The sequence below is a fragment of the Vibrio sp. JPW-9-11-11 genome (assembly GCF_013369335.1).
Taxonomy (GTDB): Bacteria; Pseudomonadota; Gammaproteobacteria; order Enterobacterales; family Vibrionaceae; genus Vibrio.
This window is the reverse complement of sequence record NZ_SZQJ01000004.1, coordinates 599,630-611,660: the sequence shown is the minus strand read 5'-3', so window position 1 is coordinate 611,660 and position 12,031 is coordinate 599,630. Positions and strand designations below refer to the sequence as shown.

The window sequence follows — 12,031 nt, the reverse complement described above, 5'->3', positions numbered from 1 at the left end:
TCTATCTAAGCGTTGCCTTTCACTTGCAGGTTTAGCTGCTCAGCAAAATCTAACATGCGGTTAAGCGGGATCAGCGACTTAACACGTACGTCCTCATCAACGAAGATTTCGTGCTCGTCACCACCATCACGTAGCGCTGACTCAATCGCCTTAAGACCGTTCATCGCCATCCAAGGACAGTGAGCGCAGCTACGACACGTCGCGCCTGCACCCGCAGTCGGTGCTTCAATTAACTCTTTCTCTGGCACTAATTGCTGCATTTTGAAGAAGATGCCTTTGTCTGTTGCAACAATCATCTTCTGATGCGGCAGTTCCTTGGCAGCCTTTATCAACTGGCTGGTTGACCCTACCGCATCGGCCAGTTCGACAACACTGGCGGGTGACTCTGGGTGAACTAAGATTGCAGCTTCTGGGTACAGGCCTTTCATTTTACGCAGCGCGTCAGCGGAAAATTCGTCGTGCACCACACACTCGCCTTGCCAAAGGAGCATATCAGCGCCAGTTTTGTTGGCAATGTAAGAGCCGAGATGACGGTCTGGTCCCCAGATAATGGGTTTATCTTCCGCATCAAGATGCTCGACAATCTCTAAAGCGATGCTTGATGTCACCACCCAATCAGCTCGTGCTTTTACGGCCGCCGATGTGTTGGCGTAAACCACAACCGTGTGCTCTGGGTGCGCATCACAGAACTCCGTAAACTTGTCGGCAGGGCAGCCAAGATCCAATGAGCATTCCGCGTCTAACGTCGGCATAAGAATGCGTTTTTCTGGGGTCAGTATCTTGGCTGACTCGCCCATAAAGCGCACGCCAGCAATGATGAGAGTGCTGGCGGGATGACGGTTACCGAACTTAGCCATTTCGAGTGAGTCGCCGACAAACCCTCCTGTCTCTTCGGCCAGAGCTTGAATCTCAGGGTCGGTGTAGTAGTGAGCGATCAGTACTGCGTCTTTTTCTTTTAGCAACTGTTTGATGTTGGCAATATGCGCTTGCTGCTGCTCTTCTGTTAAAGGGACAGGCTTAGGTGGAAAAGGGTAAACGGTATCTATTTTGTCTAATATGTGGCTCATTGCTCTTGCTCTACGCAACTTCCGATAATCCGGCTATTGTAACCTCAACTCAGACGAAGATTCCAGTTTCTCTGCGGCAACAAAAAAAGGAGCGGTGTCCGCTCCTTTTTGCCATTGCCCAAAGCTCAGTTAAAGCCGCTCTTGGGCTAATTTAGCTGAGGCGCTATTTGGGTATTCTGAGACGACTTGTTGATAGTATTTAATCGCTTGTGACTCGTTATTGTTACGCTTGGCAATATCGCCCAGCTTCACCAGCGCGTCGGCACGCTTGTTCGAGTCTTGGTATGTTACGACCGCCGCAAAACTCTTAACGGCTTCTTTATCTTGTTTTTTAGCGAAATAAAGCTGGCCTAACCAATAGTGAGAATTCGGGGTAAAGCTTGAATCCGGATAGTCCTTTTGGAACTGTTGGAATGCCGCGATGGCGCCGGTGTAATCGCGCTTTTTCAAAATCAGGTCGACCGCATTTTGATAGGCGGTTTGCTCATCGACATTAGCACTAAAGGTGCCTGCAGCCTCAGGTTGGCTATCATCGTTCTTCTCAGCTTGAACGACGGGCTTGGCCACCTGCTCACGTAACTTATCCAGTTCGATAAAAAGTTCACGCTGGCGCTGTAGCATCTGCTCCATATCGTAGGTACTTTTTTCCAACTGACCACGCAAGTTGCTGATTTCGAGAGACATGTCATCAAGCTGTTGCTGCATTTGCAACTGAACTCGATTGCGGTTTTCCAATAGGCGCTCTAAGCGCTGGACATCAGTTTCGTTACCCGAAACAGAAGAGGTTGATTGGGCAGTATTGCTACCGCTTAGATCGGATACTGGAGCTGGTGCAGCGAGCACTTGGCTCGCTGCACTTGCCAGTAACGTAAGCGTAACAACGCGCTTAAGGTTACTGAACATGAGGCATTTCCTCTATTAGTACACTAGAACGGCGCGGCGGTTCTTAGCGTATACATCTTCTGATTGACCAAGAAGAAGTGGTTTCTCTTCACCGTAGCTAACGATAGAGATTTGGTCCGCTTGAACGCCTAGCGCTTGTAGGTATTTAGATACTGCGCTTGCACGACGTTCGCCCAGAGCGATGTTGTACTCAGGCGTACCACGCTCATCGGCATGACCTTCAATAGTTACGTTTAGCGCCGGGTTCTTGCTTAGGTATGCTGCGTGTGCCGCAAGCATCTCTTCATAATCACCAGCGATTGTCGCGTTGTCAAAAGCAAAGTAGATAGTTTGAGTTTCGCGTAGCGCTTGCTCTTTCAGCTCTTGCTCTGATAGTTGACCGTTTTGGTCCATTGGTGACACAACTGTGTTATCAACAGTTTGAGTCTGGTTAGTTTCAGTAGAACCAGAAGTATTCGCTGCGTCGTCGCTTGAGCTACATGCGGTAACGGCTAGTACTGGTAGCGCAATTAGAAGCCCTTTAAGAACTTTGTTAAGTTGCATTGTTATCGTTTCCTTTGTTATTGATACTTACTTGCTACAAAAACGGTGACCATGCAGGAGCACGAACTCGACCATTTGTTGCCGGTAATCTTGCTTTAAAGCGCCCATCGATAGACACCATCGATAAGACATTCGTTTTGTTGTAGATCGAACTGTAGATGACCATACCACCATTCGGTGCAATACTCGGCGACTCGTCTAACAATGTTTTGGTCAATGTCTGCATCGCCCCGGTTTCAAGATCTAACTTAGCGAGATTGAAACCTGAGTTGCTACGATTAACCATGACGAGAAAACGGCCATCGGGCGTAATCTGACCACCTAAGTTTTGGCTACCCTGCCATGTTAGGCGATTTGTCGAACCGCTTGCCAAATCTACTTGATAAATCTGAGGTTTTCCACCCCGATCGGAGGTAAAAATTAGAGATTTACCATCTGGATGCCAAAACGGTTCAGTATTATTCGATCTACCACGGGTTATTTGGGTCAGTTTTCTACTGGTTAAATCCAGCGTATAAACCTGCAGGCTACCGGTTTTCGATAGCACCAAGGCCAGCTTGCTGCCATCGGGAGAGAATCTTGGCGCGCCATTATGACGTGGGTATGACGTCACCTTCTCGCGTTCGCCCGTATAGATATTCATCAAGAAGATTTCGGCTTGACCGTTTTGGAAGCTCACATAGGCAAGTTGTTGGCCATCTGGTGACCAAGCAGGAGACATTAGCGGCTGCTTAGAACGCAAAACCAAACGTTCGTTATAACCGTCATAGTCAGCAACGCGTAATTGGTATGGGAACGTGTCTTTATCATTGACCACTACATAAGCAATGCGCGTCAAAAATGCACCCTTCTCACCGGTTAAAGCTTCATATACCAAATCTGAAATACGGTGCGCGTACTCACGCATTCGTTTACCAGGGACAGTCGCTCGTTTATTAAACAGAACATGGTCTTTCGATAGCACCAGTTGCCCATCGTCACTCAGTGCCTTGCTTTGACCTTGAGTCAACTGGCCGCGCACAACATCAACCAACTGATAGTTGATGACGTAGTTACCCTCTGCGTTTTGTGAAATAGAGCCCGTTACGAGTGCGTCGACCCCTAGCCCTGTCCATGCGTTAAAATCGACTTCGGTCTCACTGTAAGGGGTTTGCGGCATCTTGCTGGTCGCAACCGGACTAAACTTACCACTACGTTGCAGATCTGATGCAATAACGGCAGACACATCTTGCGGTAGCTTCCCTGGCCCTTCCCATTTAAATGGCACAATAGCGATTGGACGAGCCGAATCGATACCATCAGTAATGACAAGTTCCAGTGCCGCGTTGGCTACTTGAAACGCGCTCATCACGGTGAGCATACATCCTATTACTATTCGCTTTAACACAAGCTTTTCCTTATTACTCAGGTACTACGGTTAAATTGATATTCTTTACTTTATCGACAACAGCAGGGTCTTTAGGCAATGGAAAACTGTTTACCTGTGCCACGGCTCGTTTGGTTGCAGCACATAGACGGCTGTCTCCACCAAGAACCGACAGGTTACCTAAAATTGCGTCCGCTCCTGTCGGGATCAGACGCAGGTTAACTCGACAAGACTTTCCCCTAAACGCGTCCTCCAACAACAAATTTTGCTGAATCAGTTGCGTGTAGATAGCACCGTACCGATCCGCTTCGCTGGCAACATGACTTGAACGCGCTGAAGTATTCGCTTCCGCTTCAGACTCAAGGCCCGCAAAGATATCGTTCAGTGCTGCTTCTTGCTCTTTACGTTCTCGTTCCAGTCGCTCTAAGCGCTCTTTCTCTTTACGCGCTTTCTCCGCCGCTTCTTTTGCTGCCTTCTCTTTCGCTATGCGCTCTTGCTCAGCTTTTTCTGCTGCTTCGCGCTCGCGTCGAGCTTTCTCTTCAGCCGCTTTGGCTGCTTTCTCTCGCTCGATACGTTCCTGCTCTGCTTTGGCAATCGCCGCTTCTTTCGCTAAACGTTCTTGCTCAGCTTTCTTGATCGCCTGCTCTTTCGCTTTACGCTCTTGTTCTAGCTTGGCGACGCGCTCTTTCTCTTTCTTGGCACGCTGCTCTTCTGCTTTGCGTTCTTTCTCTTTAGCAATGCGACGTTTCTCAGCTTCGCGAGCTGCTTTCGCTTCTTTCGCTTGCTGCTCTTTTAACTTGCGAATACGCTCTTCTTCCGCTTTGCGATTTTTCTCAAGCTGCTCGCTTTCACGGCGAAGCTTGTCGAGACGCTCCTGTTCTTTTTTTGCCGCGGCTTCGCGTTGACTGCGTATCTGCTGCGCTTGCTGTTTGACTAAGGCAGGATCGATCACGACGGCCTGCACCATTCGCCCACTCGGCTCTGGTTTCGACATCGTAAAATCTGCGCCCCATATCAGGGTCACGATCAATAACGCGTGCAAACTCGCCGAGATAAATATCGGCTTCTTGTAGTCGCTACCTTTTCTGATCTTTTTCTCTTTCATGAATAGCGAACGTTATTCCTTAATGTCCGTCAACAAACCCACTTTGGGTATGCCAGCACGACTCAGTTCATCCAAAACTAACACCACATCTGCATACGGCGTTGCCGCATCGCCGCCTACCGCCACTGGAGAGTTGGGCTTTAATGACAGCTCTGCTTTAACGCGCACAATCACGTCTTGTAGTGAAATACCGCGTGTCACCTCTTCATCATTGACGCTTAAGCCTAAGTTGCCCTCTCTATCAATTTCCACGATGATAAAGCTCGCATCACTATCACCGGCCAGCTCAGAAGCGGGCTTAGCCGTTGCGGTTTTAGGCAATTCGACATCCACTCCTTGAGTAACAAAAGGTGACGTCACCATAAAAATGATCAGCAGCACCAACATAACGTCTATGTATGGCACAACGTTGATTTCTGCGGTCATTTTGCGTTTTTTCGGTTGGTAGCCAGCCATTGCGACTAATCCTTATGCACGGTATCACGCCCAGCCATTGCTTGGCGGTGCAAAATGCTGTGGAACTCTTCTGAAAATGTCGCGTAGTTGTGTTCTAGCTTGCCCACTTTGTTGCTTAATCGGTTGTAGGCCATCACCGCTGGGATCGCCGCGAACAAGCCCATAGCCGTCGCCACCAAGGCTTCGGCGATACCCGGAGCAACCATTGCAAGGGTCGCTTGTTTCACTTCACCAAGCGCAATAAAGGCATGCATGATGCCCCACACCGTACCAAAAAGGCCAATGTAAGGACTAATAGAACCAACGGTGGCTAGGAATGGCAGGTTGGTTTCAAGTTCGTCGACTTCACGAGCAACCGCGACGCGCATCGCACGTCCCGTTCCTTCCATAATAAAATCTGGCGAGCCTGCATTAGATTTACGTAAACGAGCAAACTCTGTAAAACCTGAATAAAAGATCTCTTCAGTGCCTGCTAACTCATCTTTACGCTTTTTGGCACTTTGGTAGAGTACCGATAAATCGGTTCCTGACCAGAACTTATCTTCGAAGCTTTCCGCCTCTTTACCCGCTTGCGACAGTACTTTACTGCGTTTGATGATCATTGCCCAAGAAACGATCGACATGCCCAACAGGATCAACATCACCATTTTTACCAGCAAACTAGCTTGTAAAAACAGATCGAGCATCGAAATATCAGCGGTCACTTTGAGTTAACTCCATTACGATTGATTGAGGCATTGGCTTTGGCCTCATTTTCTTATTATCGATACATGCTACCTTAACCATTGCTTTACACAATGTCCTACCGTCAGGATTAACGATCTCCTGACAGAACACCAGCGAGGCTTTTTTAAGGTCAGCGATTTGAGTGGTGACAGTCAGATGGTCATCAAGACGCGCACCTTGTAGAAAATCAATATCCATGTGTCGGACTACAAAACCTAGGTTTTGTTCCAGCAAGGTTTGCTGGGACACACCAATTGTGCGAAGCAGCTCGGTTCTCGCTCTTTCAAAGAACTTGAGATAATTTGAGTGATAGACAACTCCACCCGCATCGGTATCTTCATAATAAACGGTTACCGGCCACTCAAATATCGGCTTATCTTGCTCCACCTTGTTACCCACCTCTAACTATTTGATTGGATACTATAACGCAAGTCGTCACCCCCAATGCAAGGGTAAATCGGTGAATTCAAAGCTTGAAACAAAAAAAAGCGCCCACTCGCTAGAGTGATGCGCTTTTTTTATACAACTGGTTTACCATGGTGCTCAAATTTAGAACAAACGCAGCACCGTAAGATAGCCAAGAATACTCAAACTACAGTAAGGACTATACCAAACTTGCCACACCCAATGACGAGGCTTAAAACCAACCCCAAACACCATACTTGAGCAAATGGCCCAGATTAGTAACGGTGCCACCAGCGCATTAAAGCCGCCGATAGATGCTGAGTAAAGCTCAGGATCCCACATCACCATCGCGACATGGTAAAAACCCAGTAGTAACGATAGAGCCCGCCAAAGAGCTCTATCGACAGGGGCGTGTAATCTCGCCACCTGGTGAGCAAGATTACTCACTGTCTTTATCCATCATTTCTGAATGCTCTAACCAAAGAGCGTTAATGATGCCGAATGCACAGGCAAGTAGTACACCTAGAATCCAAGCGAAATACCACATACTAATAGCTCCTTAGTAAAGTGAGTTTTTGTTATCTTCGATGAACTTCTCGTCCAAACGACCAAACATTTTGTAGTAGGTCCACGTTGTGTAGCCAAGAATCACCGGAACCATCACAAATGCCACCGCCGTCATCAGGTTCAGCGTCAACTCAGACGAAGTGGCATCCCACATGGTCAAGCTATGGTTAGGCATCAAATCCGAAGGCATGATGAACGGGAACATGGCTAAACCTGCAGTAAAGATCACCCCAGCGTTACCCAAACTCGACGCCAGAAACGCAATACCGCCTTTCTCTAAACGCGACGCTAATACAGCGAGCAGCGGCATCACAACGCCCAGTACAGGGGCAGTCCACATTAATGGGTAGGTTTCGAAGTTGTTCATCCACGCGCCGACTTCTCGAACCACCTCTTTATTTAGAGGATTCGAAGCCGCGTTGCCATCCATTACCGACGTGATGACGTAACCTTCCATACCTTGCACCCAAAAACCCGCTGCAACGAATGCGGCGACGGTCAGAAGGCCTGTAAGCTGCGCCACATTGCGTGCTCGATTATGCACATCTGCTGTGGTTTTCATCTGTAGCCATGTTGCCCCTTGCATCAGGATCATAAACAAGCTCACTAAACCACACAGTAGTGCAAATGGGTTGAGCAGACCAAAGAACGAACCGTGATACGTTGGCATTAAGAACTCGCTTAACTGGAATGGCACCCCTTGCAGTAAGTTACCAAAGGCAACACCAAAAATGATCGGCGGAACAAAACCACTGATGGATATACAAATATCCCAAGTTTGACGCCATTTTGGATCTTCGATTTTGGAGCGGTAGTCCAAGCCAATAGGACGTAGCCATAACGCCGCAAGCGTCACGATCATCGCCAGATAAAAGCCAGAAAACGATGTGGCGTAGACCAAAGGCCAAGCCGCAAATAAAGCTCCACCCGCGGTGATAAGCCATACTTGGTTACCATCCCAGTGCGGCGCAATCGAGTTAATCATGACACGACGTTCGTTATCGTTTTTGCCGATAACAGGCACAAGCGCGCCAACACCCATATCAAAACCATCGGTAATCGCGAAGCCCACGAGCAGGACACCAATCAGCACCCACCAGATAAGTCGCAAGATTTCGTAATCAAACATTTGTCTCTCCTTGCCTTAAGCTTCTACTTGGCGACTGACTTTGTCTTCCACTGTTTGTGGATTTTGCTCAAAGTGGTAACGGCCGGTTTTCAGACTGCTCGGTCCTTTGCGGGCGAACTTCACCATCAAGTAAACTTCAGCAATCAAGAACACAGTGTAAAGAGCAAGAATGGCGAATAATGAAGTCCATATTTCAGCAGCTGTTAGGGCTGATGCCGCTACATGAACCGGAAGAATTTCACCAACAGCCCATGGCTGACGCCCAAACTCTGCGACAAACCAACCCGCTTCTACCGCGATCCAAGGCAGTGGAATGCTCAGTAGAGCTGCACGTAGAATCCAACGTTTTTGCTCGATCTTCTGTCGGCACGTTTGAACGAACGCTGCACCAAATACGAATAACATAATGAAGCCACACGCTACCATGATTCTAAATGACCAGAACAGCGGCCAAACGGTCGGGATCGAATCATCCGCCGCCGCTTGAATTTGTTCTTCCGTCGCATCGACAACGTTTTCGGTATAGCGCTTAAGCAACAAACCGTAACCTAAATCGCCTTTAACCTCTTCAAACTCAGCCATATTGGCTTCAGACTTATCACCTGCTCGCAGTTTCTCCAGCAGTTCGTAAGCGTACATACCGGTGCGGATACGATCGACATGCTGATCACGTAGATCACGAAGACCGGTCACTTGCTCGTCAAATGAACGAGTTGCAATGATGCCCATGACATAAGGGATCTTGATTGCATAGTCAGTGTGCATGGTGTCTTGGTTTGGTAAACCAAAAACTGTGAAAGCGGCAGGCGCTGGCTCTGTGTGCCACTCAGCTTCAACCGCCGCCAACTTGACTTTCTGTACTTCACCAAGCTCGTAACCCGACTCGTCACCTAGGACAATAACCGACAGGATCGAAGCCATACCGAAAGAGGCAGCGATGGCGAAAGAGCGGCGCGCAAAGGCGATGTCACGACCTTTAAGTAGGTAGTAAGAACTGATGCCTAGAATAAACATTGCACCTGTGGTGTAACCAGACGCTACAGTATGAACAAACTTCACCTGAGCCACTGGGTTGAGCACCACTTCCGCAAAACTGACCATCTCCATTCGCATGGTTTCGAAGTTAAACTCAGCGCCAACTGGGTTTTGCATCCAACCATTTGCGACTAAGATCCATAGCGCAGAAAAGTTTGACCCTAAAGCAACCAACCAAGTGACCGCAAGGTGTTGGCGTTTTGTTAAGCGATCCCAGCCAAAGAAGAATAGCCCGACAAAAGTGGATTCCAAAAAGAAAGCGACCAGAGCTTCAATCGCGAGCGGCGCACCAAAAATGTCACCAACATAATGCGAGTAATATGACCAGTTAGTTCCGAACTGGAATTCCATGGTAAGGCCTGTTGCCACACCAAGCGCAAAGTTAATCCCGAACAACTTACCCCAGAACTTGGTCATGTCCTTATAGATTTGCTTGTCCGTCATTACGTACAGAGATTCCATGATGGCAAGCAGGAATGCCATACCTAGAGTCAAAGGTACGAAGAGGAAGTGATACATCGCTGTCAGTGCAAATTGCAACCGCGACAGATCAACTACGTCAATCATGTTTACTCCTATGTGTCGGCTGAAGACACTTTCGACATTAATGCATTGTTAGTCAGTGTTAAACAAAACCAATCACTGTTGCCATCATTAGGCCTATTGTTGCAAAAATGTACCGTAACGGTTAGTTAATTGTTAAGCAAGAGCTAATATAGCTGCAACTAATATTACTGCTAAAATGTGAATGTTTCAAAAGGTTTATAGCCAGAGTCCGCTTTGATTTACATCAAGTTTTGTGCGGCATTCTTGGTCATAAAAGCATCACATTGATCTACATCAAATGCAAAAAGGGTAGCTTGTTAATGCCTGGTTACGCCAGGTCTGCAGTTACTATTTATGCAAAACAAGCAGTTAACAAGTCACTCAATCACGCTACGTAACATGGAGAGAAAATATTTGATCCAATGTGATGTAAATCACAAAATAAAAAGCCAGCGTATCAGCGCTGGCTTGTGCAAACTTATTTTTCAATTCCGAAATGAAGATAGGCCCGGTCAGTTGCAATTCGACCTCGTGGCGTTCTTTGTAAATAACCCTGCTGAATCAAGTAAGGCTCGAGAACGTCTTCAATCGTGTCTTTCTCTTCACCAATCGCTGCAGCCATATTATCGAGGCCAACCGGACCACCACCAAACTTTTCCATAATCGCAAGGAGCAATTTACGGTCCATGTAGTCAAAACCTTGAGCATCGACATCCAACATGTTGAGCGCTTTGTCTGCTACCTCTGCACAAATATGACCATTGCCTTTCACTTCGGCATAGTCTCTTACGCGACGCAGCAACCTATTGGCAATACGCGGTGTTCCACGAGCACGGCGGGCAACTTCTAGCGCACCTTCCGCTTCCATAGACAACCCCAGACAGTCGGCACTGCGCTGAACAATATGTTGTAAATCGGGAATTTTGTAGTACTCAAGCCGCTGGGTAATCCCAAAACGGTCGCGCAATGGCGACGTTAACGATCCCGCTCGGGTGGTGGCACCGATTAAAGTAAACGGGGGCAAATCGATTTTGATCGAGCGTGCGGCTGGGCCTTCACCAATCATGATATCCAGTTGGTAATCTTCCATCGCTGGGTACAGCACTTCTTCAACCATAGGACTGAGGCGGTGGATCTCATCTATAAACAGTACATCGTTCTCTTCTAGATTGGTCAACAAGGCAGCTAAATCCCCTGCTTTCTCGAGTACCGGACCTGAAGTGGTGCGAATATTGACTTCCATCTCATTCGCGACAATGTTCGCTAAGGTGGTTTTACCCAGCCCTGGAGGGCCAAAAATCAACAAGTGGTCGAGCGCTTCTTTTCGCAACTGAGCCGCTTTGATAAAGATTTCCATCTGATCACGAACGTGGTCCTGACCTTGGTAGTCTTCCAATTTTTTCGGGCGTATTGCTCGGTCAATAACGTCTTCATCTCTGTACACCGCGTTATCCGGCGCAATCAATCGATCCGCTTCAATCATAGTTTAACCCTTCTACACCATAGATTTGAGTGCTTCGCGGATCAGATGCTCGCTGCTCATCTCTTCGGTCATTACTTGAGAAACCACTTTTGATGCTTGAGTCGGTTTGTATCCGAGCGCTAACAAGGCACTGACCGCCTCCTCTTCAGCACTCGACTGAGCTGACTGAGGCGCGGAATCGGTTGGCGCAGCATCGGTAAAGGGTGTGAACAGGTCTCCTGCGCCCCACCCTTTGAGGCGGTCTTTCATCTCCACCACCAAACGCTCTGCGGTTTTCTTACCCACGCCCGGTAACTTAACCAAAGTAGAGACGTCTTCACGCTCAACACTGGCAACAAATTGACTGGCCGTCATGCCCGATAAAATACCTAGCCCCAACTTAGGTCCGACCCCATTGGCCTTAATCACCTCACGAAACAACGCGCGTTCTTTGACCGTATTAAATCCATACAACAATTGAGCATCCTCGCGCACCACAAAGTGAGTATAGATGATAGCTTCTTCACCAATATTGGGCAGCTCATAGAAGCAGCTCATCGGCATCTGTACTTCATAGCCGATACCATTGACTTCAATAAGCAGTTCTGGAGGTTGTTTTTCAATTAGAATGCCGCGTAGACGTCCGATCACGGTGAGTTCTCTTTGGAAATGAATTTGCGACAGGATAATAAAGAACTGGATAGACATCCAGTTCTTTATC

Annotated in this window: 14 protein-coding genes; all 14 read right to left on the bottom strand. The window is 47.9% G+C overall.

Annotated elements, in window-relative coordinates:
• Positions 1-5: 5 nt before the first annotated feature.
• Positions 6-1,067, bottom strand: coding sequence for a quinolinate synthase NadA (gene nadA, locus FCU94_RS05315; protein WP_176287488.1), 1,062 nt, complete (start codon positions 1,065-1,067; stop codon positions 6-8).
• Positions 1,068-1,196: 129 nt separating this feature from the next.
• Positions 1,197-1,970, bottom strand: a complete 774-nt coding sequence (gene ybgF / locus FCU94_RS05310; protein ID WP_176287487.1) for a tol-pal system protein YbgF — start codon at positions 1,968-1,970, stop codon at positions 1,197-1,199.
• A gap of 15 nt (positions 1,971-1,985) precedes the next feature.
• Complete coding sequence (pal, locus tag FCU94_RS05305) at positions 1,986-2,513, bottom strand: peptidoglycan-associated lipoprotein Pal (protein WP_176287486.1); 528 nt, start codon at positions 2,511-2,513, stop codon at positions 1,986-1,988.
• Between the two features lie 34 nt (positions 2,514-2,547).
• The gene (gene tolB, locus FCU94_RS05300; protein ID WP_217906379.1) at positions 2,548-3,861 is read right to left on the bottom strand and encodes a Tol-Pal system beta propeller repeat protein TolB; all 1,314 of its coding nucleotides are present in this window, start codon (positions 3,859-3,861) and stop codon (positions 2,548-2,550) included.
• A gap of 52 nt (positions 3,862-3,913) precedes the next feature.
• Positions 3,914-4,984, bottom strand: coding sequence for a cell envelope integrity protein TolA (tolA, locus tag FCU94_RS05295; RefSeq protein WP_176287484.1), 1,071 nt, complete (start codon positions 4,982-4,984; stop codon positions 3,914-3,916).
• Between the two features lie 12 nt (positions 4,985-4,996).
• Complete coding sequence (locus FCU94_RS05290; protein ID WP_176287483.1) at positions 4,997-5,440, bottom strand: ExbD/TolR family protein; 444 nt, start codon at positions 5,438-5,440, stop codon at positions 4,997-4,999.
• 5 nt (positions 5,441-5,445) lie between these two features.
• Positions 5,446-6,144, bottom strand: a complete 699-nt coding sequence (gene tolQ / locus FCU94_RS05285) for a protein TolQ (protein WP_176287482.1) — start codon at positions 6,142-6,144, stop codon at positions 5,446-5,448.
• A complete protein-coding gene (ybgC, locus tag FCU94_RS05280; RefSeq protein ID WP_441351734.1) occupies positions 6,134-6,565 on the bottom strand; it encodes a tol-pal system-associated acyl-CoA thioesterase in 432 nt (143 codons plus the stop codon). The genes tolQ and ybgC overlap by 11 nt, the downstream gene beginning before the upstream one ends.
• Before the next feature lie 150 nt (positions 6,566-6,715).
• On the bottom strand, positions 6,716-7,018 hold the full coding sequence (gene ybgE, locus FCU94_RS05275) for a cyd operon protein YbgE (RefSeq protein WP_176287481.1): 303 nt from the start codon (positions 7,016-7,018) through the stop codon (positions 6,716-6,718).
• A complete protein-coding gene (cydX, locus tag FCU94_RS05270; protein ID WP_000270284.1) occupies positions 7,011-7,118 on the bottom strand; it encodes a cytochrome bd-I oxidase subunit CydX in 108 nt (35 codons plus the stop codon). The genes ybgE and cydX overlap by 8 nt, the downstream gene beginning before the upstream one ends.
• A 12-nt stretch (positions 7,119-7,130) precedes the next feature.
• Complete coding sequence (cydB, locus tag FCU94_RS05265) at positions 7,131-8,267, bottom strand: cytochrome d ubiquinol oxidase subunit II (protein WP_176287480.1); 1,137 nt, start codon at positions 8,265-8,267, stop codon at positions 7,131-7,133.
• 15 nt (positions 8,268-8,282) lie between these two features.
• The gene (gene cydA, locus FCU94_RS05260; RefSeq protein WP_176287479.1) at positions 8,283-9,869 is read right to left on the bottom strand and encodes a cytochrome ubiquinol oxidase subunit I; all 1,587 of its coding nucleotides are present in this window, start codon (positions 9,867-9,869) and stop codon (positions 8,283-8,285) included.
• A gap of 457 nt (positions 9,870-10,326) precedes the next feature.
• Entirely contained in the window at positions 10,327-11,331 is a 1,005-nt protein-coding gene (ruvB, locus tag FCU94_RS05255) for a Holliday junction branch migration DNA helicase RuvB (RefSeq protein WP_176287478.1), read from the bottom strand.
• Between the two features lie 12 nt (positions 11,332-11,343).
• Entirely contained in the window at positions 11,344-11,961 is a 618-nt protein-coding gene (gene ruvA / locus FCU94_RS05250; RefSeq protein ID WP_176287614.1) for a Holliday junction branch migration protein RuvA, read from the bottom strand.
• Between the last annotated feature and the right edge of the window lie 70 nt (positions 11,962-12,031).